This window comes from Shewanella insulae (assembly GCF_009831655.1).
Taxonomy (GTDB): Bacteria; Pseudomonadota; Gammaproteobacteria; order Enterobacterales; family Shewanellaceae; genus Shewanella; species Shewanella insulae.
This window is the reverse complement of the sequence record NZ_WRPA01000004.1, coordinates 256,748-281,745: the sequence shown is the minus strand read 5'-3', so window position 1 is coordinate 281,745 and position 24,998 is coordinate 256,748. Positions and strand designations below refer to the sequence as shown.

At 53.2% G+C, this 24,998-nt stretch carries 17 protein-coding genes and 3 tRNA genes; 9 read left to right on the top strand and 11 right to left on the bottom strand.

Translation table 11 applies throughout. From position 1 onward, the window contains the following. Positions 1-44: 44 nt before the first annotated feature. The 6 genes from clpX to GNT65_RS06890 form a co-directional block, all read right to left on the bottom strand. The gene (gene clpX, locus GNT65_RS06915; RefSeq protein WP_160794644.1) at positions 45-1,325 is read right to left on the bottom strand and encodes an ATP-dependent protease ATP-binding subunit ClpX; all 1,281 of its coding nucleotides are present in this window, start codon (positions 1,323-1,325) and stop codon (positions 45-47) included. Positions 1,326-1,409: 84 nt separating this feature from the next. Continuing rightward, positions 1,410-2,021 (bottom strand): ATP-dependent Clp endopeptidase proteolytic subunit ClpP, encoded by a 612-nt coding sequence (clpP, locus tag GNT65_RS06910; protein WP_041509383.1) that lies wholly within the window; start codon positions 2,019-2,021, stop codon positions 1,410-1,412. An 89-nt stretch (positions 2,022-2,110) separates the two neighbouring features. Further along, positions 2,111-3,415, bottom strand: coding sequence for a trigger factor (tig, locus tag GNT65_RS06905; RefSeq protein WP_160794642.1), 1,305 nt, complete (start codon positions 3,413-3,415; stop codon positions 2,111-2,113). Between the two features lie 252 nt (positions 3,416-3,667). Then, positions 3,668-3,743, bottom strand: a tRNA-His gene (locus GNT65_RS06900). An 8-nt stretch (positions 3,744-3,751) separates the two neighbouring features. After that, a tRNA-Arg gene (locus GNT65_RS06895) sits at positions 3,752-3,828 on the bottom strand. Positions 3,829-3,891: 63 nt separating this feature from the next. Continuing rightward, positions 3,892-3,968: transfer RNA gene (locus GNT65_RS06890), tRNA-Pro, on the bottom strand. Between the two features lie 345 nt (positions 3,969-4,313). Here GNT65_RS06890 and folD point away from each other — a divergent pair. Next, a complete protein-coding gene (folD, locus tag GNT65_RS06885; protein WP_160794640.1) occupies positions 4,314-5,168 on the top strand; it encodes a bifunctional methylenetetrahydrofolate dehydrogenase/methenyltetrahydrofolate cyclohydrolase FolD in 855 nt (284 codons plus the stop codon). Positions 5,169-5,313: 145 nt separating this feature from the next. Here the strand turns inward: folD and cysS are convergent, their stop codons facing one another. Then, the gene (gene cysS, locus GNT65_RS06880; RefSeq protein ID WP_160794638.1) at positions 5,314-6,693 is read right to left on the bottom strand and encodes a cysteine--tRNA ligase; all 1,380 of its coding nucleotides are present in this window, start codon (positions 6,691-6,693) and stop codon (positions 5,314-5,316) included. Between the two features lie 264 nt (positions 6,694-6,957). On the opposite strand from cysS, the gene GNT65_RS06875 reads away from it, so the two are divergent. Next, positions 6,958-7,452: a peptidylprolyl isomerase gene (locus GNT65_RS06875; RefSeq protein ID WP_160794636.1), complete on the top strand. Its 495-nt coding sequence runs from the start codon at positions 6,958-6,960 to the stop codon at positions 7,450-7,452. An 18-nt stretch (positions 7,453-7,470) separates the two neighbouring features. Further along, positions 7,471-8,199, top strand: coding sequence for a UDP-2,3-diacylglucosamine diphosphatase (locus GNT65_RS06870; protein WP_160794720.1), 729 nt, complete (start codon positions 7,471-7,473; stop codon positions 8,197-8,199). Between the two features lie 42 nt (positions 8,200-8,241). On the opposite strand, the gene miaE is transcribed toward GNT65_RS06870, so the two are convergent. After that, positions 8,242-9,006 (bottom strand): tRNA isopentenyl-2-thiomethyl-A-37 hydroxylase MiaE, encoded by a 765-nt coding sequence (miaE, locus tag GNT65_RS06865; RefSeq protein ID WP_160794634.1) that lies wholly within the window; start codon positions 9,004-9,006, stop codon positions 8,242-8,244. A gap of 250 nt (positions 9,007-9,256) precedes the next feature. On the opposite strand from miaE, the gene GNT65_RS06860 reads away from it, so the two are divergent. Next, complete coding sequence (locus tag GNT65_RS06860; RefSeq protein WP_160794633.1) at positions 9,257-9,853, top strand: Yip1 family protein; 597 nt, start codon at positions 9,257-9,259, stop codon at positions 9,851-9,853. 75 nt (positions 9,854-9,928) lie between these two features. Here GNT65_RS06860 and glnS read toward each other — a convergent pair whose 3' ends face one another. The 3 genes from glnS to GNT65_RS06845 form a co-directional block, all read right to left on the bottom strand. Beyond that, on the bottom strand, positions 9,929-11,599 hold the full coding sequence (gene glnS / locus GNT65_RS06855) for a glutamine--tRNA ligase (protein ID WP_160794632.1): 1,671 nt from the start codon (positions 11,597-11,599) through the stop codon (positions 9,929-9,931). Between the two features lie 205 nt (positions 11,600-11,804). Then, entirely contained in the window at positions 11,805-14,099 is a 2,295-nt protein-coding gene (gene feoB, locus GNT65_RS06850) for a Fe(2+) transporter permease subunit FeoB (protein WP_160794631.1), read from the bottom strand. After that, a complete protein-coding gene (locus GNT65_RS06845; protein WP_160794629.1) occupies positions 14,092-14,331 on the bottom strand; it encodes a FeoA family protein in 240 nt (79 codons plus the stop codon). Before GNT65_RS06845 ends, feoB begins: the two co-directional genes overlap by 8 nt. Before the next feature lie 392 nt (positions 14,332-14,723). Here GNT65_RS06845 and GNT65_RS06840 point away from each other — a divergent pair, with 392 nt between their 5' ends. From GNT65_RS06840 to GNT65_RS06820, 5 genes are all read left to right on the top strand, one after another. Next, positions 14,724-15,692: a DmsE family decaheme c-type cytochrome gene (locus GNT65_RS06840; protein WP_420853503.1), complete on the top strand. Its 969-nt coding sequence runs from the start codon at positions 14,724-14,726 to the stop codon at positions 15,690-15,692. Positions 15,693-15,707: 15 nt separating this feature from the next. After that, positions 15,708-17,819 carry an MtrB/PioB family decaheme-associated outer membrane protein gene (locus GNT65_RS06835; RefSeq protein WP_160794625.1) on the top strand — a complete coding sequence of 704 codons (2,112 nt, stop codon included), beginning with the start codon at positions 15,708-15,710 and terminating at the stop codon, positions 17,817-17,819. Positions 17,820-17,856: 37 nt separating this feature from the next. After that, positions 17,857-19,767, top strand: a complete 1,911-nt coding sequence (locus tag GNT65_RS06830; RefSeq protein WP_160794718.1) for an OmcA/MtrC family decaheme c-type cytochrome — start codon at positions 17,857-17,859, stop codon at positions 19,765-19,767. Positions 19,768-19,842: 75 nt separating this feature from the next. Then, on the top strand, positions 19,843-21,990 hold the full coding sequence (locus tag GNT65_RS06825) for an OmcA/MtrC family decaheme c-type cytochrome (protein WP_160794716.1): 2,148 nt from the start codon (positions 19,843-19,845) through the stop codon (positions 21,988-21,990). 500 nt (positions 21,991-22,490) lie between these two features. After that, complete coding sequence (locus tag GNT65_RS06820; protein WP_160794623.1) at positions 22,491-24,761, top strand: multiheme c-type cytochrome; 2,271 nt, start codon at positions 22,491-22,493, stop codon at positions 24,759-24,761. Positions 24,762-24,998 lie beyond the last annotated feature (237 nt).

Sequence of the window (24,998 nt, the reverse complement as noted above, 5' to 3'; positions counted from 1 at the left end):
CCCACTGGACTCCTTTATGTTTGTTTCGCTTAGTGTTAGCCGAATTATTGTTCAGCCACAGCCGCTTGCGTCTCACTGGCTTCGTAGATGAGGATAGGAGCAGACTCGCCCTTCACCACAGACTCATCAATAACCACCTTGGCTACGTTTTCTGTCGATGGCAGGTCGTACATGATATCCAGCAGTATGCCTTCGACGATTGAACGCAGGCCACGAGCACCCGTTTTACGCTCCATTGCCTTCAGGGCAATCGCCTTAAGCGCGTCTTCTCTGAACTCCAGCGCAACCCCTTCCATCTCAAACAGCGCGGCAAACTGCTTAGTCAGCGCGTTCTTAGGCTCAGACAGGATCTGAATCAGGGCGGCTTCATCCAGCTCAGCCAGGGTAGCCAGAACAGGCAGACGACCGATGAACTCAGGGATCAGACCATATTTCACCAGATCTTCCGGCTCTACCTGCAACAAGACATCAGAGATGGTCGCCTTATCGGCCTCGCCTTTCACCTCGGCGCCGAAGCCTATGCCGGTACCGACGTGAGAACGCTGCTCGATCACCTTCTCGAGACCCGCAAAGGCACCGCCACAGACGAAGAGGATCTTAGAGGTATCGACCTGCAAGAACTCCTGCTGCGGGTGTTTACGTCCACCCTGAGGAGGTACGGCCGCCACTGTGCCTTCGATCAGCTTAAGCAGGGCCTGCTGCACGCCTTCACCGGACACGTCGCGGGTAATTGAAGGGTTATCCGACTTACGGCTGATCTTATCGATCTCATCGATATAGACGATGCCACGTTGCGCCTTCTCGACATCGTAGTCGCATTTTTGCAGCAGCTTCTGAATGATGTTTTCGACATCCTCACCCACATAACCGGCTTCGGTCAGCGTGGTGGCATCAGCCATGGTAAAAGGCACATTCAAGAACCGAGCTAAGGTCTCGGCAAGCAGCGTCTTACCACTACCCGTAGGGCCGATAAGCAAGATGTTACTCTTACCCAGTTCGACACCGTCTTTAGGACCGGCATTCTTTAAACGCTTATAGTGATTATATACAGCAACAGATAAGACTTTCTTAGCCTTCTCCTGACCTATGACATAGTCGTCAAGATGCGCTCTGAGCTCATGTGGCGTAGGTAATCTATCTTGATCTTGCTTTGGCGATATCTCACGGATCTCTTCACGGATAATATCATTGCAAAGCTCTACACACTCGTCACATACATACACAGAAGGGCCGGCAATGAGCTTTCGAACCTCATGCTGACTCTTTCCACAAAAAGAGCAGTACAGCAGTTTCCCGCTATCACCGTTACTTTTGTTGTCGCCCATTAGTTTACCTCTTTTGCAGTTTCACTCACTGCACAATTCTTTTCTTACGCCTTTTACTGATCATAGCTCAGCAAGCGACAAATATCAGCCTCGTTTATCGAGCACAGAGTCAACCAATCCGTAGGCTTCCGCCTCAGTTGCACTCATGAAATTATCGCGATCCGTATCGCGCTCGATCACTTCCAGAGGCTGACCGGTATGGTCGGCAAGCATCTGGTTTAGCTTGTTCTTAATACCCAAAATCTCTTGTGCGTGAATCGCGATATCAGAGGCCTGGCCCTGGAAGCCACCCAATGGCTGATGGATCATCACACGTGAGTTTGGCAGACAGTGACGCTTACCCTTGGCACCACCGGCAAGCAGGAAGGCGCCCATACTGGCGGCCTGACCGATACAGACTGTGCTTACGTTAGGCTTAATAAACTGCATGGTATCATAAATCGCCATCCCCGCCGTAACTGAGCCACCGGGAGAGTTGATATAAAGGTAGATATCTTTATCTGGGCTCTCTGACTCGAGGAACAGTAGCTGAGCGACAATCAGGTTTGCCATATGCTCCTCGACCTGACCGACGAGAAAGATCACCCTCTCTTTAAGCAGACGAGAATAAATATCATATGAACGTTCCCCTTTGGCAGTTTGTTCAACGACCATAGGCACAAGTGCATTCAGTACTGATTCTGGCGCATTTTGCATTATTAACTTCCCTAAATAAAAACGGCCCGCATGAGGAGCCTCATACGAGCCATTATAAATGGCTAACAGCCATTTAAGTCAAGCATAGGTTACGCGCGACCGGTAGCCTTGTTCATAAATTCTTCGAATTGAACGGCTTTCTCGGTAACCTTGGCTGTTTTCAGCAATTCTTCAACAGCTTGCTCTTCTAGCGCAACATTGCGCATGTTCTGCATCATCTCTTGGTTGTTATTGTAGTATTCAATAACTTCCTTCGGATCTTCGTAAGCAGAAGCCATAGAAGCGATCAGCGCTTGAACACGCTCGTCGTCAGCTTTCAGCTCGTTAGTCTTGATCACTTCGCCAAGTAGCAGACCCACTTTTACGCGGCGCTCGGCTTGCTCGGTGAACAGGTCGGCTGGTAGCTCAGGCATGTTAGCGGCTTGGTCACCGAAACGCTGCATAGCTTGCTGACGTAGAACGTTAACTTCACCGTCGATTAGCGCCTTAGGCAGTTCGATCTCGTTTTGCTCAAGCAGACCATTTAGCACCTGATCTTTCACATTAGCCTTAAGGGCTTGCTCAAGCTCACGGCTCATGTTCTTACGGATCTCAACCTTCAACGCTTCCAGGCCGCCGTCGGCAACACCGAACAGCTTAGCAAACTCGTCATTTACTTCTGGTAGGTTAGCCGCTTGTACTTCTTTCAGAGTGATAGCGAACTTAGCCACTTTACCCTTCAGGTTTTCTGCGTGGTAGTCTTCTGGGAAAGTCACTTCGATATCGAATGTTTCACCTGCTTTGTGACCTTCAACGCCAGATTCGAAACCTGGGATCATACGGCCGCTACCTAGTTGCAGTTCGAAATCTTCGGCCTTGCCGCCTTCGAACTCTTCACCATCGATAGAACCAACGAAGTCGATCTTCGCCTTGTCGCCTTCGGCAGCTTCACGCTCAACGGCTTCGAAAGTAGCGTGTTGCTTACGCAGAGTTTCGATCATTGCATCAACGTCTGCATCTGTTACTTCGGCAGTTGGTTGCTCAACTTCAATCGCATCTAGGCCTTTTAGTTCTACTTCTGGGTAGATTTCGAAGGTAGCAACAAACTGGAAGTTTTCAGCGTCGGTCTCACCAGGAACGAAAGTTGGTGCACCCGCTGGGTTCAATTTTTCTGCGATGATGGCTTCAACGAAGTTACGTTGCATCACTTCACCAGTGATCTCTTGACGGATCGCTTTACCATAACGCTTGTTGATCACGCTTACAGGTACCTTGCCTGGACGGAAACCAGGAATACGTGCACGCTTAGCTTCATTTTTCAAACTATCAGAAACGGCTTTTTCAATCTGCTCAGCAGGAACAGAGATAGTTAGGCGGCGCTCTAAACCTTGTGTTGTTTCTACAGAAACTTGCATTGTTTTACCTCGAAATATGTCAAACGTCTTTTGTAATAGCCGAATCATCAACTATTAAGGTATTCGTTTCTTGATCTAAAAAAACGACTAAAATGCCTAGGTAACTGGGTTTGGCAGTCGTCGCACATAGTTGAAATTTATCAAGACGCGACATTATAGCTACGGTTTTCGGCATAGTCGAGCCTCAAAGCTCTAATTACGGACGTAAAAAAAGCGACCAGAGGTCGCTTTTTTTATTTTCTTCGAAAGAAGTGGGGTGACTGATGGGACTTGAACCCACGACAACCGGAATCACAATCCGGGGCTCTACCAACTGAGCTACAATCACCACTGATTTGGTACGCCCGGCAGGATTCGAACCTGCGGCCATCCGCTTAGAAGGCGGATGCTCTATCCAACTGAGCTACGGGCGCGTCGCTATGAACTTGGTTCATATCCTAACAGGGCAAATAACGTCTCCACGTTATTTAAAAATTTGGTCGGTGATAGAGGATTCGAACCTCTGACCCTCTGGTCCCAAACCAGATGCGCTACCGGGCTGCGCTAATCACCGATAATTTGACTCTTGACGAAGCGGTGGGCGTCGCCGAGAACGGAGCGCATATTATCCCCTCATATGATTAGCGTCAACGATTTTTTTGCAATGCTGGCGTGCCTGACTAATTTAACAGCTATCCGAAACTTAATTAACCAATAACGGGGTTTCACTCCCGGTTTAGCTGCTTTTATTCCATGCTTAATGAACAGCATCAATCGATTTAGCACATTAATAACCCCATAGATTATCCATATATTAGAACTGACTGTTATCGAGCTAAGTCAATGACAGTTTCCGCCCCCCCTGTTAAAATGTCGCCGATTTTTTATTATCGCGCCATATTAAGGAAATCCACCCCCCATGACAGCACAAATAATCGATGGCAAAGCGATTGCTCAATCCATTCGAAAGCAACTGAGTGCCAAAGTAACCGCCCGCAAAGAGGCAGGAAAACGTGTACCGGGATTAGCCGTTATCTTAGTGGGAGCCGATCCCGCTTCTCAGGTCTATGTCGGCAGCAAGCGCCGCGCCTGTGAAGAAGTTGGCTTCCTCTCACAATCTTTTGACCTGCCAACCGAAACCTCGGAAGCCGATCTGCTGGCCCTGATCGACAAGTGCAACCAGGACCCGAGCATCGACGGTATCTTGGTCCAGCTGCCGCTGCCGGATCATATCGAAGAGTCGAAGGTTATCGAGCGTATTCGCCCGGACAAAGATGTCGACGGCTTCCACCCTTATAATGTGGGTCGTCTGGCTCAGCGTATTCCAGTGCTGCGCTCCTGCACACCAATGGGGATCATGACGCTTATCAAGTCCACCGGCGTAGATACCTACGGCCTGGATGCAGTGGTCGTTGGCGCCTCTAACATAGTCGGCCGCCCGATGACGCTGGAGCTGTTATTAGCTGGCTGCACCACCACTACCTGTCACCGCTTCACCCGTGACTTAGAAGATAAGGTGCGCCGCGCCGACTTGTTGATCGTCGCCGTAGGCAAGGCTAACTTTATTCCAGGCGAGTGGATTAAGCCGGGCGCAATAGTTATCGACGTGGGGATCAATCGTTTAGAGAGCGGCCAACTCGTGGGCGATGTGCAATACGATGTGGCCGCCGAGCATGCCAGTCATATCACGCCAGTACCGGGCGGTGTCGGTCCTATGACCATTGCCAGTCTACTGGAAAATACTCTGTACGCCGCAGAGAACTACCACGACTAAGCATTTATGGCTAAGCTTTTATGGCTAAGGTCTCGCTGCTAATGGAGACTCATATTAGCGGCCTAGGTTGATTGCCTAAACTATGGATACAAAAAAGCCTGCATTATGCAGGCTTTTTTACGCTTGTTACTTTTAGTGCAACAGCTTACTTCTTACGCCAGGTCGTGCCGCTCGGACCATCTTCCAGGATCACCCCAAGGGCATTCAGGCCATCTCGGGCCACATCGGCCGCGGCCCAATCCTTCTCGGCGCGGGCACGGTTACGCTCGGCGATTAAGGCTTCTATTTGCGCCACCTCATCGTCACTGCCCTCGCCCTTAAAGAATGCATCCACATCCAGCTCTAAGATCCCTAGCACGTCACCCAGTTGCTTCATGCTCACACCCAAGGCAGAAGCGGCCTCTAGGTCGTCAGCCTTGAGACGGTTTATCTCACGGGCCATGTCAAACAGCACTGAGTAGGCCTCAGGCGTATTGAAGTCGTCGTCCATCGCCTCCTTAAACTTAGCGACATACTCGCTCGCCGGCGCTGCTTTGACGCTCAGATCCAATCCTTTCAGCGCGGTATAGAGGCGCTCGAGCGCCGCCTTGGCCTGCTTAAGGTTCTCTTCCGAGTAGTTCAACTGGCTGCGGTAGTGGCCCGACAGCAGGAAGTAACGCACGGTCGAGGCATCATAATGCTCGAGCACATCACGAATGGTGAAGAAATTGTTCAGCGACTTGGACATCTTCTCCTTGTCCACCATCACCATGCCGGTATGCATCCAGTAATTTACATACGGGGTATCGTGGGCGCAGCAAGACTGGGCTATCTCGTTCTCATGATGCGGGAACTGTAGATCCGAGCCGCCACCATGAATGTCAAAATGTTCACCCAGATGCTTACTATTCATCGCCGAACACTCTATGTGCCAGCCTGGGCGGCCTGGGCCCCATGGTGAGTCCCAAGTCGGCTCGCCCGGCTTAGACATCTTCCACAGCACGAAATCCATAGGATCGCGCTTGTTTTCGTCTACTTCTACGCGGGCACCTGCCTGCAGTTGATCCAGGTTCTGACCAGACAGACGACCATATTCCGGGAAAGACCCCACGCTGAAGAGCACATCGCCGTTGGCGGCGATATAGGCGTGGTCGCGTTCCAGCAGGCGCTCGACCATCTCGATGATCTCCGGCATATGCTGAGTCGCACGGGGCTCGAAATCGGGACGCTTCATATGCAGCGCATCGAAGTCGTGATACATCTCTTGTGTCAGACGCTCGGTGAGGGTATCGCAGCTCTCACCGTTCTCGGCGGCGCGCTTGATGATCTTATCGTCGACATCTGTGATGTTACGGTGAAAATTCACATCATAGCCGATATACCTCAGGTATCTGACGATCATGTCGAAAGCAACAAACGTACGTCCGTGACCAATATGACACAAATCATAAATGGTGACCCCGCAGACATACATGCCGACTTTACCTGGCTGTATTGGCTTAAATTCCTCTTTTTGGCGGGTAAGACTGTTGTATAGCTTCAACATTGATATTCTCTACAGATAATTGACAACAAATAGGCCGCTCAGTCTACCACCTGCAAACGGCCGCTTCCAGCGTGATTGCGTGAATCTAAAGCGTTTTTTGTGCCCTCGCACATTCTGTGTCCCCGAGAGGTAGAAATAGGAGGATTTATCCCTGGGCAAAGTCAGTCCGCAGGGATAAAAGTCACGCCATCCCTTTATGCGCCGGGGTTAATAGGCTAGAATCTGGCGCTATCTGAATAAGTAACCATGATGAGATACAGTCATATGATCACAATGCAAACCAACCACGGTGTTATTAAACTCGAACTTGATGCCGAAAAAGCCCCTGCAACCGTCGCTAACTTCATCAAGTATGCGAAAGACGGCTTTTATGACGGCACCATCTTTCACCGCGTAATCGATGGTTTCATGATCCAGGGCGGCGGATTCACCGAAGACATGTCGCAAAAGCGTTGTAACGAAGCGATCGAAAACGAAGCCAACAATGGTCTATCTAACCTTGTAGGCACCATCGCCATGGCCCGTACCTCAGATCCACACTCGGCCACCGCGCAATTCTTCATCAACATCAACGACAACACCTTCCTCGACTTCAAGTCTGAGTCGGTACAGGGGTGGGGTTACTGCGTATTTGGTAAGGTAACCGAAGGCATGGACGTAGTTAACCAGATCAAGGCCGTTGCCACAGGTAACCGCGGCATGCACCAAGACGTACCGCTAGAAGCCGTCGTCATCGAAAGCGTGACCGTCGAAGCGTAATCACAGGGCCGACACTTGTTGAACTACACCCTGTTTGTGGGCGATCTGCACCTGAGTGCCGATCGCCCCGATATCCTCAATGCCTTCCATCAATTTCTTAATCAAGACACGACCCATTGCGATGCCCTCTATATCCTGGGGGATCTATTTGAAGTCTGGGTGGGTGATGATATCACCGAGCCATTTGCACTGGCACTTGCCGAGCGCTTAAAACAGTTCTCGAGCCATACCCCCATCTACTTCATCCATGGCAATCGCGACTTCCTGCTGGGTAAAGAGTATGCCAAGCGTTCCGGGATGACGCTGCTACCCGAGGTACATTGTATAGACCTTTATGGTGAGCCGAGCGTATTGCTCCATGGCGACAGCCTGTGCACCTTAGATAAGGCCTATCAGAGATTCCGCCGCTTTAGAAATATGCCCTGGGCCAAGTTTATCTACAATCACCTGCCTAAATCCAAACGCATCGCCATCGCCGACAAGCTACGTAGCAAGAGTAAACAGAGCAATCAGCTCAAGAGCTATAGCATCATGGATGTAGAGCAGAGCGCGGTAGAGCGGCTGATGGCAGAGACCGGGGCTAAACGCATGATCCATGGTCATACCCACAGGCCCGACATCCATCAGTTAGCCAATAACGGCCAACGGATCGTGGTAGGTGACTGGTATGAGCAAGGCAGCGTGCTAAAAATTAGCCCTGAGCAGGTGAGCCTGCAGAGCCTGCCCTTCGGCGACACAGACGCCTAAGGCGTCCACTTACTTGCCAATAGCTCTTAGCTTAAGCGCGCCTTAGCTAGGCCTTCCCGAGTGAAACTTAAACTCACTGTCTGGTGTGCTGATAAGATCGGCTTCCAGCTTGGCAAAATGGGCCACGCGCTCATCAATACTCTCAGGGGATATCGCCTGGGCCAGCACCAAGTAATCTTGATAGTGGCGCGCCTCCGATCGCAGCAGCGACACGTAGAACTTACTCAGGTCTTCATCGAGATAAGGCGCCAGCTTGGCGAAACGCTCACAGGAGCGCGCCTCGATAAAGGCACCAACGATCAGCTTGTCCACCAGGGTCGCCGGTTCATGGGTGCGTACCGCCCGCATCATCCCCTTGGCATAGCGGCCGGCGGTGAGATTCTGATAGGGAATGCCCCGTGCCTGCATGATCTCCAGCACCTGCTCGAAATGGTGAAACTCCTCTTTTATCAGTCGCACCATCTTGGCGATAAGATCTTGGCCATAATCGACCCCATCCTTCGCGGTTAACTCGCCCACCAGTTCATTCTTTTTCACATCCCGCGCAAGAAACGCATCTATATCCCGTGACTTGTTGTAGACGAACTCCTCATAGGGCTTGGCCCACTCGAGTAGTCGATCGCCACTAGGATTATCCACCGCATACTTGCGAATTAAAAACATCGCCGTCTGCGCAGCCTTGAGCTCACAGTTGCAGTGATCAATAACTAGCGCAGCAAGCTGCTCGCTCTGGCTGGCGAGCGCTATCCACTCGTCTGGGGTTTCACATTGTAAAAACTGCTTTATCGGGGCTAATAGGGCTTGCATCACACACTCAGGGGTTAAACGGACAGACGGTGGCTATTTTACCCATAAAAGCCGGCCTTGGGCAGGTTCATCTGCCTAACAGATGAAAGTTAGCTTGACTAGTCTAAGTTTATGTTCAATAAATAAACTATGTCAGTCCTCACAGGACTGTTTGGGAGCCTGAGGTCTATTGGGTAGCAGACCAACAGGCAATGCGGGTTCGTCTGAAGTTTGGCGAGCACAAAATGAAAGCTGAACAAGGATAATTATAATGATATTGAATCACTTAATGGGGTTATACACTCATCCGAAAGAAGAGTGGCACACAATTGAGAAAAACCACGAAGCGCTGAGAAGCAGTCTTAGTCATGTTCTGCTAATCGCCCTTATCCCAGCCATCTGTACCTATCTGGCTTCAACCATGTTCGGCTGGAATCTAGGGGTATCCGATCCCCTCTTCCTCACCAAGCAAAGTGCCTTGATGATGTCTATCAGCATGTACTTCGGCCTTATCGCCGGCGTCTTCGCCCTGGCCTATCTGGCCTACTGGATGGCCAAGACCTTCGATGCTCAGCCTAGCTACACACAGGCGATAGAACTGGCGGCCTATACGGCGACACCACTATTTATGGTCGGCCTAGCGGCGCTATACCCTGCGCTCTGGTTCATGATGATAGTGGGATTGGTGGGACTGACCTACTCTGTTTACCTGCTCTACACAGGGGTGCCCATCATAATGAATATCCCTGAGGAGAAAGGTTTCATCTATGCCAGCTCGGTCGTCACCGCAGGTCTGGTACTCTTAGTTGCCCTGATGGCATCTAGCGTCATCCTGTGGAGCTTCGGCTTAGGCCCCATGTACCAATAAACGGCATTGGTTAACGCCAGATATAAAAAAGGCTTTAGGATTCACCTAAAGCCTTTTTTAATCCCTAAGATTAACTTAGTTAGAAGAATCTCGCAGGGCAACGGTCAGGTTAAAGACCAGATGCTCAGGCGATGAATCTTTGTTATCGGCGCAGAAGTAACCTTCACGCTCGAACTGGTACGCCTTCTCGGCTTCAGCCTTAACCAGACCTGGCTCGACCAAACCATGCTTAACCACCAATGACTCAGGGTTTAGCACCTCATCGACCGTGTCAGCTGCCGCCGGGTTAGGCTGATTAAAGAGTCTGTCATACAGGCGGAATTCGGCGGGCACGGCGCTAGAGGCCTCAACCCAGTGGATCACCCCTTTCACCTTACGGCCATCGGCTGGGTTCTTACCCAGGGTCTGATCATCATAGGTACAATAGATGGTGGTGACATTGCCAGCCTCATCCTTGTCACAGCGCTCGGCCTTGATCACGTAAGCATTACGCAGACGCACTTCCTTGCCCTGAACAAGACGCTTGTACTTCTTGTTGGCCTCTTCACGGAAATCGTCGGCATCGATATAGAGTTCGCGGCCGAAGACCAGCTCACGCTGCCCCATAGACTCTATGGTTGGATGTGCCGGCGCCGACAGCTTCTCTACCTGTCCTTCAGGGTAATTCTCGATGATCACCTTGACCGGATTAATTACCGCCATGGCACGAGGTGCGTGCTCGTTGAGCTCTTCACGGATACAGGCATCCAGCATACCCACTTCGACCATGTTGTCTTGCTTGGTCACGCCGATACGACGACAGAACTCGCGAATAGAAGCCGGCGTGTAGCCACGACGACGCAGACCGGCGATGGTCGGCATACGTGGATCGTCCCATCCTGATACCAGGCCACGCACCACGAGATCGTTGAGCTTACGCTTCGACATCAGGGTGTATTCCAGATTCAGGCGTGAGAACTCATATTGATGGGTACGGTTTGGCACCTGGAAATCGTCCAGGTTATCCAACACCCAGTCATACAGACGGCGATTGTCCTGGAACTCCAGTGTACAGAGCGAGTGGGTGATATCTTCAATCGCATCTGAGATACAGTGGGTGAAATCATACATAGGGTAGATGCACCACTTATCGCCTGTCTGATGGTGATGGGCAAAACGGATACGATAGATCACTGGGTCACGCATACACATGAAGGGCGACGCCATATCGATCTTGGCACGCAGGGCGCACTCACCCTCTTTAAACTCACCCTTACGCATCTTCTCGAATAGCGCTAGGTTCTCTTCGACAGAGGTATCACGGTAGGGACTGTTCTTACCCGGCTCCTTCAGGGTGCCGCGGTATTCCCGGGTCTGCTCACCGTTGAGGAAACAGACGTAAGCTAACCCCTTCTGGATCAATTCGACCGCGTACTTGTGCAACTGATCGAAATAGTTAGACGAGTAACGGATCTCACCATCCCACTGGAAACCTAACCAATGTACATCGGCCTGAATAGAGTTAACGTAATCGATATCCTCTTTCTCAGGGTTGGTATCATCAAAACGTAAGTTACATAGACCCTTGTAGTCCTGCGCCAAACCGAAATTCAAACAGATCGATTTTGCGTGACCTATATGAAGATAGCCGTTTGGCTCAGGCGGAAAACGAGTGTGCACACGGGTGTGCTTACCGCTTTCTAAATCTTCATCTATGATGTTACGAATGAAGTTACTTGGACGTACTTCGGTGTCCACATGACTCATGGAAATCCTCTTTGCGAACTCTATTTCATCGGGCGCACAGGTGCCGCTCGAGACTAATGGGAGAAAACCTGCATATTCCTACAGATTTCGCTTCGTTACAACGGCCAAATCGCAAAAACTGCCATGATTTAACGCAAAAACAGAAAAGCAGCGACATATCGCTGCTTTTCTCAGTTTAACAAGCTGTTTTACATCAAGCTTAATTCTACTCTGTTACCACATTGATCACCGGGATGATGGTCTGAGCCCGCTGCCCCTTACGCTTGAGCCAGAGGTAGAAGATCACCAGCGCAATCAGGAAGAAGGCGATCCAGAGGCCAGACTGCAACGGATGCGCCGCAAAGGTCATCGCCTGATAGAAGATGGTTGCTGTGCCATAGGCCAGACCCAGAGTCCAGGTTGCCGCAAAGGTTGCCCAGCGAGGACCAAACTCACCCACCAGGGCGCCCATAGCAGCCACACAAGGGGTATAGAGCAGAATAAATAGCAGGTAGGCAAAGGCCGCCGTCACGCCGCTGAAACCGCTCTGTAGCGCACTAAAGGTCGAGGTATCTACGTCCAGCTCGCTCGAGGCAGTATCAATCGTCTGAATGTCGCCGACAGAGATAGATAGCGGATCTTCTGGCGCGATGCCAAACAGGTTCTCAGGGATGGTAGCCAAGGCTTCGCTAAAGCTCTCTGAGAGAGGCGCCAAGGCTTCCTCTTCGCCACTCGCGGTTGAGTAGAGGCTGTTCAATGTACCTACCACGGCTTCTTTAGCGAAGATACCGGTAATGATACCCACAGTTGCCGGCCAGTTGTCCTGCTCTATCCCCATTGGTGAGAAGAGCGGTGTCACTTTCTGGCTCGCCACACTCAGCACAGACTCTGAGCTATCTTCGTGGCCAAAGCTGCCATCTACACCTATGGCGTTGATAAAGTTAAGCAGGGTCACCACGATAACGATTGTCTTACCCGCCCCCAGAATAAAGCTCTTGGTACGCTTACCTGTTCTGGCCATCACCGCCTTTAGCTTTGGCTTCTCGTAGTTAGGCAGCTCCATCACCACGGCGCTGCTACTGCCAGGAAGCAGAGTTGAACGTAGCAATAAGCCCGTTCCAATTGCGGCTAAAACGCCGATGATATAGAGCAGAAACACCAGGTTCTGACCCGACTCGGGGAAGAAGGCTGCGGCAAACAGGGCGTATACCGGCAGGCGTGCACCACAAGACATGAAGGGAGCCATCATACCTGTCACGATACGTTCACGCTCGCTGCCTAAGGTACGGGTTGCCATAATAGCCGGCACAGAACAGCCAAACCCGACGATCATAGGCACAAATGCCTTACCCGGCAGACCGATGCGGCGCATCAGACCATCGACCACGAAGGCCGCACGCGCCATATAGCCTGAGCCTTCCAGCACAGAGAGCGCCAGGAAGAGTGCCGCAATCACAGGAATAAAGGTGGCTACGGTTTGGATACCCTGACCTATACCGCCCGCAACGACGGTCACCATCCAGTCAGGGGCGCCGATATTGGTCATCAAGGCGCCGAGGTGATCGACAAACAGGGCACCGGCCGTGATGTCGAAGAAATCGATAAAGGCGCTACCGACATTGATACTGAACATGAACATCAGGTACATCACGAACAGGAACACAGGAACGCCTGCAATGGGGTGTAACACCAGCTTATCCAAGCGCTCGCTCAGGGTGAGCTGATCGCCGGCCTTCACCGATTGATTAAACACCTGCTGCACAAAATCGAAACGCGTGGTGGCCACCATGATCTCGATATCCTTGCCTTGTGCCGCCAGGCGCTCTGAGCATTGGGACACCTCTGACAGCATCTGACCATTCTTACATTGGCCACAGCCAAGACCATTACCCATCATCGCCAGAGCGCGGCCACGGCTGAGCTGACTGTCTCGCTCAAACAGCGCCTTGATGCCCGCCTCAATCTCACCATCGTAATCCAACACCAATGGTGCCTCGGAGACCTTACCATCTAACAGGTCAACCACCTGGGCCTGTACCTGCTTGATATCATTCATGTCGCGAGAGCAGACGGCGATCACAGGGCAGCCAAGCTGCTGACTCATCTTGTCGACATCGACCTCGATCCCATGAGCCTTGGCCGCGTCGATCTTGTTGATCACAACCACCATGGGGATGCCAAGCTCGCGCAGCTGAACCGTCAGATACAGGTGACGCTCGATGTTGGTGGCATCCACCAGGTTGATGATGCCATCCATCTGCGCCTCGGCCAGATATTGCTGGGCAATCTGCTCGTCGAGAGAGCAGTCGCAGCTGCTACCGGCAGGCAAGAGATCATAGATACCGGGCAGATCCGTAAGTAGCACTTGAGTATCATTCAGGGTAAAGGCCCCTGTCTTCTTCTCTACCGTCACACCGGACCAGTTACCCACCTGTTGGTTGGCGCCTGTTAGGGCATTAAAGAGTGTCGATTTACCCGCGTTCGGGTTACCAACGGTCACACAATGAAATTGTTTAGCCATGAGCCAGCTCCACCTCAATTACTTCAGCCAGGTCCTTACGCATACATAACTTGCTGCCACGAATGGCCAACTCTAATCCCGAGCCAAATGGGGCGCGTCGTAATAGGGTCAGAGAGGTGTTGGGGGTGATCCCCATAGATAAAAGCTTGCGTTTCACTACAGCAGGCAGGCTAATCTGCCCAACCTCTGAGATCACAGCACTATCGCCAGGCTTTAATTCACTTAATTTCATATTGCAACTCTACCTTTTCAGGTCTCGATAAATCTGAACTACACCAGATTCTAGCGGAGCAAGGTTTCCAATAACTTTATCTAGATCAATATTTCTGTTTGGAAACGATAATAATTTTCAATTGTATTTTATATTATGTGACAGATATCTCAATCAGTAAACGAGATTATCAAATGAGAACCATTTTCATTGGCGGGCAATTCTACGTCTCAACTTACGGGTGCAACGTGACCTAGATCACATAAAGTGCTAATTCGCTCAAATACTTCATTTTTACCCACCCTTATCGACACAAAATTTACACATTCGTCACAAATCCCGCCTATTATTTAGCTTTGGTAAATTAGTAATTCATAAAGATAACAACTAAACGCCACACAGTGCTTGGATGGATGATGATGAAAAAGGAATCTAACTGGCTGACAGCCATCAGGCTAACGGCCCTAATCGCGCTATCTCCCCTCTTTAGTTTGCTTGCTCAGGCCACTCCCTGGGATAAGATGCCCGCGAACGAGGTGGAGAAGATACTCGACAGCAAATTCGCCGCAGGTCAATACTCCCCCAAAGGCGCAGACAGCTGTCTCATGTGCCATCGCAAGAGCCAAACCGTCATGGCGCTATTTGACGGAGTTCATGGCAATCCCCAGGTGAAAGGCTCCCCCATGGCCGATCTCCAGTGCGAAGCCTGCCATGGCCCCATGGGCAAACATAACCGCGGCGGCAAGGAGCCGATGATCACCTTCGGCGCCAACTCCCCAGTCCCCGCCGAGAAACAAAACAGCGTCTGCATGAGTTGCCATAACGACGACCAGCGCATGGCCTGGAGTGGCAATCATCACGACAATGCCGATGTCGCCTGTAGCGACTGTCACCAGGTACACACGGGTCACGATCCCATCGGCGACAAGAGCCAGGAGGTCGCCGTCTGCACCACATGTCATACCCAACAAAAGGCCGACCTGCATAAACGCAGCAGCCACCCGCTCAAGTGGCAGCAGATGGTCTGTAGCGACTGTCACAATCCCCACGGCGGTTTGGGCGAAGCCAGCCTGAAGCAGATGAGCATCAACGACAACTGCTATGCCTGCCACGCCGAGAAGCGTGGACCTAAGCTGTGGGAGCATGCACCTGTCACCGACAACTGCGCCAACTGTCATAATCCCCACGGCACGGTCAATGAGGCCATGTTGATCGCCAAGCCCCCTCAGCTCTGCCAGCAATGCCATGCCAGTGACGGCCACGCCGCCAACCCTGTGTTTGCCAACAGCCCTAATGCCTTTAACGGCGGCCGAAGCTGCCTCAACTGCCACAACCAGGTGCACGGCTCCAATCATCCATCGGGCAAATTACTACAACGTTAATGAGGGAACATAGCGATGAACAGACAAGACGGCACTCAAATACGCCCTTGGCCACTCAGCCTGCTGGCCCTCTCTATCATCAGCAGCCTGGCATCGGCCCAGGGGTACGATCTCGCCTCGGCCAATCGCAGTAAGGTAAAGATGGACGCCTGGCAGTGCAAGCGCTGTGAGGTCAAGGATGCAACCAGGGGCGAGATAGGCATAGGCGTCGCCTATAACGACGGCAGTGACAGCCGTTTTGGCAACACCACTGGCACAGATACTGATGGCGTCGTGGCGAGCCTGGAGGCTGATTTGACCCACAAGAAGGCCTCTGGCTATCAGACCCAGTTTAAGGCTAACCGCCTAGGCTACGACGCCGGCTCGGCCAGCCTAACCACTGGGCGCAAGGGGCAGTACGAGATAGCCGCCAGCTATCGAGGCTTTGCCCGCTTCGATAACAACGCCGCACTCACTCCGTACCGGCTAGCGGCAAACAGTTGGCAGCTCCCCAGCCAATGGCAGAGCGCCGCTACAACCGAGCAGATGAACAGCCTAAACGAAAGCCTGATGGCGAGTGAACTTAAGATCACCCGCGACCGTTACCGTCTCGACACCGTCTATACCGGCAGCTTCTACGAGGCCAGTCTCGGCTACCAACATGAGAAGCGTCAAGGCAACCGCCGCGCCAGCGCCAACCTGCTGACCAACAGCACAATGCTGTCGGAGCGCGTCGAAGACAAGAGCGATCGCATCGAGGGCAAACTCTACTTTCGTGGCGACCAGTGGCTGACAGGCATAGATGCCGAGCTTAGCCACTATAAAAACGATCTCAGTGCCCTGCACTGGCAATCGGCCTTCAGCCCCACCTTCGGCGCCGCCTACTCTGGCCAGAGCGCCGTCGCCCCTGACAACAAGGCCTATCGCGTCGCGGCCCACAGCCAGTTCTCCGCCCCAGGGCAGCAGGTGCTGATGCATCTGGGCTTTAGCCGCATGACCCAAGATCAGGCCTATTTGCAAGCAACCATCAACGGCCCCTCCCCCATGCTGCCGGCGAGCGATCTCAATGGCCAGGTGGACCAGCTGGAAATGAAGCTTAAGTATCTGGGACGTCTTACGCCAGAGCTCAGCCTCAGGGCCGACTACGACTATCGCGATCGTGACAACAAGACTGAAATATTGAGTTATCCGCAGATAATCACCGACAGCTATTACAGTGGCGATAAGCCTAATCAGGCCTATGACCGTACCCGCCAACAGGCAAATCTGGGGGCCAAGTATCGCTTTACCCGCAGCCTCTATCTGGATCTGCAATACCAGTATGAGCACAACAACTACAACGCCCTCGACCGCGACAGCCTGCAAACGTCCGATGTCACGGCCAAGCTCCACTACCGGCTCTCTGCCCAATGGCAAACCTGGCTCAAGGCCGAATTTGAGGATCGCGGCGGCAGCGAGTATCTGGGCTCTAGCGTCAGCAATCGCCCCAACAACCCGCTGTTAAGGCGCAGCTATCTGGCCGATCGTGAGCGCCAGCGTTATGGCCTCTACACCAGCTATAACGGCGAGGCACTCAGCGCCACGCTCAACCTACACCTGATGCAGGATGACTACACAGACACCCAGATAGGCCTGACCCAGGTCGATAGCCAGGGCTACGATCTCTCCGCCAACTATGCCCTGAATGAGCAGATTAACCTGAGCGCCTTTGTCAATCAGGACTGGCGCGACAGCGATCAGGTGGGCAGTAACAACTTCGGTAGTGCCAACTGGTTTGCCACCACCGAGGATAAGGCAACCCTTATCGGCGCGGGAATCGATTACGACGCCCAGCTGGAAAACCGTCTGCGACTGGGCATCAACTACAGCTATAGCGACGGCCAGAGCGACACAGAGATAAGCCAGGGCCTGCACAGCCCCTATGGCAGCTATTACGCCACCCGGCACAATCTCAACGCCTTCGCAGACTTTAACCTCAGCGAGAGCCTGGGACTGCGGCTAGATTGGATCTTCGAGCAGTACCAAGACGCCGATTGGGCCAACGAAAACCTGGTGCCAGACAGCATCCCCAACGTGTTGACCTTCGGCGACCTAAGCCATGATTACAACGCCCACTACTTTGGAGTGACCCTGAGTTACCAGCTGTAACTCAGGCGCCCCCTATGCCAAGGAAGCGATGATGAAGATGAACAAAACTTTCCATTATGCCGCGCTGTTTGGGCTAATTTCACTACTCTCCGCCTGTGGCGGCGACGATGGTAAACCTGGTAATCCTGGCGAGCCCGGCGGCCCACCTGCCATGGTGATCGACACCTTAGTCGTCAGCTTCGATCCCGTGCAGATGCAATCAGGTGTCGCCACGGTGAACTATCGCGTCACCAATCAGGATGACGAACCTGTGGTGGGGATCCCAAGCGCCACCTTTATTGCCGCTCAGCTGCTGCCCCAGGGCTACACCAATGCGGGCAACGCCTCCCAGTGGCAATACTTCACCTCCGAGAGCTGTAACGACAGCTGCCCCGGGGAGTATGTGGATCATAGAAATGGCAATTATAGCTATACCTTCAGCGCCGCCTTCGACGGCTTGAACGATGTCGGCTACCAGGCCGGCGCCACCCAGCGCATAGTGGTTAAGCTAGGCGGCGACAGCTTGGCCGATGGCACCAGCCTGCCTATCACCAATCAGCATTTCGACTGGCAGGGCGACAAAGAGGGCACCAGCAGCGATCCTGTCTACACCCGAAACCTGATCAAGATAGAGACCTGCAACAGCTGTCACAACGATCTAGCCTTCCATCGCGGTAACTACAACCAGATAGAGACCTGTGTGACCTGCCACAACGCCGATCGCGTCAGCAATCCAGACAACATCTTCCCGCAGATGATCCACGGCAAACACCTGACCGGCTTCCCAGGCTCGCTGGCCAACTGTCAGACCTGTCATGCCGAGGATGAGACCCTGAGCGAGCAGATGAACTGGGCACGGGTGCCCACCATGGAGGCCTGTGGCGCCTGCCATACTAATATCGACTTCAAGAAGGGGGAAGGCCATCCGACGCAGCTCAACAACGCCAACTGCGTCGCCTGTCACAACCCAGATTGGACCGCCAGCGTCCACAACGATGGCGGCAACGCCCAGGCATTGGCGCAATTTAAGCCGGTGATCACCAAAGCCATGCGCAGCGGCGATACCGTCTCCTTTACCCTGACACTGGAAAACCCCGCGACGGGTCAGCCCTACATGGCCAGCGCCGACCAACTCGATTTCGTCTCTGACCTTCGTGTCTACGCCAACTGGGGCACCAGCTTCGACTATGCCACCCGCTCGGCGCGCTCGATACGTGTGCATGAAACCACGCCTATCTCAGGCAGCAACGGCAGCTTCGACTATCAGATAGCCGGGCTGACGGTCCCCACAGGTAGCGAGATGGATAAAGGCACACTAGCGATTCAGGGCAGAGTCTGCGCCGCCAGCGGCGTACTGGGCGCCTGCAGTGATGAGGCCAACAGCGAAGTGGTGATCAAGTCCAGCCATCGCTTTTTCGCCACGGATGCCTTGAGCGATAATGGCCGCCGCCTAGTGGTCAGCAACGACACCTGCGGCAGCTGTCACGGGGATCAGCAGCTGAACTTCCACGGTTCGCGCAACGATCTAGAGGGCCAGTGTCAGTTGTGTCACAACCCTAACATGTTGGCCGAGGCCGCAGACAATCCGTCCCTCACCACGGCGGACTTTAAGCATCTGATCCACGGCATTCACAGCGGCCAGCGCGCCGGCTTCGAAGGGATCAACTATCCTGGCAACATAGGCAACTGTGCCCAGTGCCACGTAGACAGAGACGGAATACTCTCGGTCGCACTGCCCCTGGATCCCGGTGTGAAACCGCTGGCCATAGACGATGGCAGCTACACCAGCCCGACAGCCGCCATCTGTAGCGATTGCCACAGCAGCGAGACCAACAAGAACCATATGATCCAGCAAGGCGCCGTGTTCAACGGCACACTGTCCGATGCCACCGCAGGCACCGAGAGCTGCAGCACCTGTCACCGACAAGGCGCCGATGCCGATGTACTGACCGTGCATCCCATCAAATAAACCGGACAAGGCGCCGGCATGCTGGCGCCGATTCGACAACGCATTGAGAGTTTGACTGAAATGGAAGGCACTATGATGGATATAAACAAGAAGGTGAATCAATGGAGCCTCATCGCCCTGAGTTGCAGCGCGCTGCTACTGGGCTGTGGTAGCGACGGTAAGGATGGTAAAGACGGCCCCGACGGAGTAATAGGGGTCAGCATCGCCGACACCCCTACTGTGATGGCCCAGTTTACCCAGGCATCGGTAGAAGATGGTCAGGTCAGCGTGACCTTTAAGCTGGAAAATGCCAACGGCGTGGCCGTTCTCGGCCTAACCAAAGACTATGATCTTAGATTCGGCATCGCCCAGCTGGCTCAGGTAACAGAGACGACTGATGGCCAAAACTTTGACCGCGGCTACCAATGGCAGGCCTACATCAATAGCCTGAGACAACCGGGAGCACTGCCAGATGACACCTCAGGGCTCAATCCTTCACCCCAATATCAGGCCGGTGTAGAGGCCGCCAGCGCCTGCGAAGACTGCCTGATGGACAATCTCGATGGCAGCTACACCTATAAATTTCAGCAGAATATCGCCAACGTCACCGAGCCTTTGGCCATCACCTACAATGGTGATAACACTCACAGGGTCACCCTGGAGCTGAAGCTGCCCCAGGCGACCGCCAACGCCCACCATGACTGGCAGCCCTCATCGGGTTCAACAGACGGAATTCAAACCCGCAATGTGGTGAGTAAGCAGACCTGTCTTAACTGTCACCAGGAGGAGAGCCTGGCCCTGCACGGTGGCCGCCGCATCAATCTTGAAAACTGCGCCAGCTGTCATACCGCTACCTCGGGCGATCCCGAGAGCGGCAACAGCATAGAATTCGTCTACATGATCCACTCCATTCACAAAGGCCAGGACAGAGTCACCAGCACGCCTGACGGATATGTGCCCGCCCCCTATAAGATAGTGGGCTATGGTGGTAGCCTGCACGATTACGGCAAGGTGATGTTCCCCCAGAAACCGGCAGCCAACTGCGCGGCCTGTCATAGAGAGGGAGATGACGCTCCAAGCGATGCCGCCCTGTTTAAGGCCGATCATTCCAGCATCGCCTGCATCGGCTGCCATAGCGAGAAGCCGTCCGAAAACCACTCCAGCACCAACTGCGTCGCCTGCCACAACGCAACAAATACCTATCCGGGAACAGGCAACGCCGAGAAGCGCCACGGCGACGTGCTAAAGGCCTACTCGCTCGCCCAGACCATGGGGGCCAGTTTCAGCAATATTGGGCTGGATAACGACGGTAAGCTGAAGTTTGATCTTCAGGTGACCGACCCTGCCGGCAATCCGGTAGCCAGCGAGTTTATCGAGCTGAGCACCCGCGTCGTGGTGGCCTGGGATGTGGATAAGGACTACCCTGCCTACAGCGACGCCTCCTACAGCAATCGTAGATTCAGGTTATCCCAGGGCACCTATGACGAAGCCAGCAAGACCTTCACCATAGTCGCCAACACCTTCGATATGCCGGTCGACGCCATGGGTAAAACCTTCGAGCTCTGGTCGGCCATCGAGGTCTGCTTTAACCACGGCGGCTATGGCATCGACGAGGTGGTGATGACCGCCTGTAGCGATGATACCCGTTCGGTAGCCGTGAAAGAGGCACCATACCGTTTCGTCTGGTCCGGCACAGGAATGGCCGAAGGGGAGCAGATAGCGATGCGCCGCGCCATCGTCGATACCACTAAGTGTCAGACCTGCCACAATCAGGAAAACCACCACTATAACAATGGCTATAACTGCCAGACCTGTCATACCTCGGACAAGACCACCCGCGGCGATGACAACTACCCTGGCGGACGTAAGCCTACCAGCTTCGCCTTTAAGGCCCACGAGGCTGAGGGGCACTACCTCAAGTATGCCGGCGTACAGTCTGGCACTGTACTCAAGACAGACTGCCTCACCTGCCATACAGATGATGGCATCACCCTGGGGCGGGCCAGCGACCGGGTCTGGCGTTATGGCGACACCACCACGGGTGTCGATATCTGGGTCTCCTCCGACGCGGGCGCCTGCCTGAGCTGCCACCAGAAATACCTTAAGGATTCTGGGGCGGCCCATATCCAGTCCAACGGCGGTATCTTAGATGGCATGGACGCAGACGATGTACGCACCCGTGCGGCAGAAACCTGCGCTACCTGCCATACACCGACTCAGCTGTTAGGCATTCACCAGGAGTAAAATCCCCCAGACAGTGAATGAGGAATTAATTAAACAGGAGGCTTCGGCCTCCTTTTCCTTATCGATTTAACACAACTCAAACTCACCGCAAACAGACCTATAACACCCCACCTACAATCTCAAGATTTAACGATGGAACATAGATCAATTTCCCAGCACCGACTCTTGCGTTAGATCAAAACCGAGCTTAAATAAGTACTGCCATTTAAGCTTTATTTAAGATAAGGCTTATTTTTACAACACATCACTCATACCTTCGTGGGCTGGCATTTTTAACCGACTGTAAAATATAAGATTTAACAAGCTTATCAATCTCTACCAAGCTTAATGGATCCACTTCACGTTTGCGCCAAACGAGCCCATTAACCTACCCCCTTCTAAGTAGTATTTCCCTAAGGTGTCGCCAGGTTATTGAGGCAATAGCAATAACGCAGGCACCTTGTTCATACCAAAAAAGAAAAAATTGAGATCACTCTCATTCTCATGCAGGGGAAAAAATGATGAAACGGTATTCAATCAGTACCGCAGTCAAAACAGCATTCGGTGTCGGAGCCTTGTCTCTGGCACTGGTCGGCTGTAATGGCAGCGATGGTAAAGATGGTGAAGATGGAAAGCCTAGTGAAATCGCAGTCGATATCAACAGCGCAACAGCGGTCCAAACCCAAATAGAGCGCGCCAGCTATGACGAGGCGACAAAGACCTTAAGCCTCGAGTTCAGCCTGACCAATCCAAATGGCGTCGCCGTCACCGGATTAGAGGCGCTCACCGACCCACTACGCATCGCCTTCGGTCGTATGGGCACCCGCAGCGAGGCCTTCACCCCCTATAACCTGGAAGATGGCACCCAGGTCACTAGCCGCACCGATGGCGAGGAGGAGATCTGGCTCTCTTATCGCAACACCAGCAAGAATGGCGTGCCTATGACGGGCAGTAACAACTGGCGTCCGACTCGTGACTGCCCGGAAGGGGTTAGCTGTCTGAGCTACCTAGGCGAAGGCCGTTACAAGGTGACGGCGCCAGAGATCATCGACACCAACGGCCTGGACTATGACTATGATGCCAACCAAATCAATGGCATCTACCTGATCACCTATGGCGTGGGTCAGAACAAGCTGAAGAATGTCGAAGCTTTCTATTGGGATCCTTTAACAGAGCAATCGGTGGCTTCTCCTAAGAAGGTGTTGGAGATGGATACCTGTACTAACTGTCACGTGGGTCAGGATCATATCCGTCACGGCAACTATGGTAATACCGCCGATGGCTGTGGTTTCTGTCACACAGACTACACGCTATACAGCGGTTCAGGCGTAGATGCTGAAGGTAACACGGTCGAGTTCCACTTCGACGGTTCCATCAAGGGGCTGGTTCATGGGGTGCATACAGGCATCACAGAGGGTGATCGCCGCGAACTGGCCAAGTTCAACTCGGCTATCGCCAATGCCAACAACCCCGCATTCGCCTATAAATTTGACGGCGCAACGCTCGATAGTGAAGGCAATCCAAAGGCCGAGCTTAACTTCCCTGCCGCGACCGCCAACTGTCAAAGCTGTCACGTCAGCTACACCACCACACAAGAGAACTTGCCCGAAGGGCTAACGCATCACGCCCTGGCCTGGTTTGGCGATAAAGATGTGACCAGCTGTCAAGGCTGTCACGGCGAATACCACAAAGGCAGCAGCCTGGTGGCGCCGGGCGAAGAAGGCGCAACGTTAGTCGGTTGTGTCACCTGCCACAGCAGCCAAGATGGCAATACCCGCGGCGGCGCATTCCGTCACTTCGCGGGCCACGAACAAGCCAGCAGAGAGGCGGCTTCGCAGGCCGGTATTTTGGTCGATGCCAGCTATAGTCAGATTGCTTGGGATGAAACCAGCGCGACCTTAAGCTTTACTCTCAACCTCAACAACGGTGAAGAGGCGGTAACCAGCGCCCATGTGCCGCGCGTCACTGTGTATGTAAACGCCGTCGACGCCGTCAAACCCGACGCCTTCCTGGCGGCGCGCACCAGTGGTAGCGCCAGCGCTAACCCAGATGGCAGCTTTACGGTGACCGTCGATGCCTCAACCCCTAACTATGGCTTACCTGCATTGGCAGAGGTTCTCGCCAATGGCGCCGATCTGGCGATCACCTCAAGCTTTAGCACCTGCTTTGCGAACAAATCATCGACCTTGGTTGAACTTGACGGCGAAGGTAACTGCAGCGGCGTGTTAAGTGCCAACGCGGCCAAGACAGAGTTCGTTAAACTTGACGGCACACCAGGCGCAGTTCGCACCAGCGCCGTGGATTATGACAACTGCGCAAGCTGTCACAACAACGACATGGTGGCCCGTAAAGGCGCGTCTCACTACCGTAACGCCGACCTACACACCTGTGCTCAGTGTCACGAAGCCGGTGACTACAACAGCTTGGTGGTGCGCGTTCACGGCACCTTCGGCAAGGCCCATGGTCGCGCCGATGTGCATCAACTGGTTAGCAGTGCAAACTGCTCGGCCTGTCACAGCGATCTCGACTTCGGCCTGGAGAATGCACGCTCAACCCCGATGCGCTGGAACAGAAAAGATGAGACCTATTCTAGCCCGCAGGCAGGCGTGTGTGCTTCTTGTCACGTCTCATCCAGCTATGAGATCGGCGGCGGAAAAGAGGCGGCTAAATCACACATAGAGAGTATGGGTGGCGTCGTCGCCGGCAGCTATGATGCCGCCATGCTACACAGCGAGTCTTGCCTCACCTGTCACAGCGCAGAGAAGGTGGCCGAGCTGCACAAGCAGAAGTAAAACAGACAAGACTGTTTTAGATATCGACAAGCGTGGCAGGCTAGCCTGCCACGCTATTTCCATCTCACCCCACATGCCAATGGCAAGAAGCGACTGGCAACGCAAGCCCCCGGACACGAGCTAGGTGCTTACCACCAAAGGAGTCGCCATATTCATCTACAACCGATTAACAAGAATCGATTTAACTGGCTGACTTTCTTGAATGAAATAAAAATTTCACCAAAAATGCACTTTTTC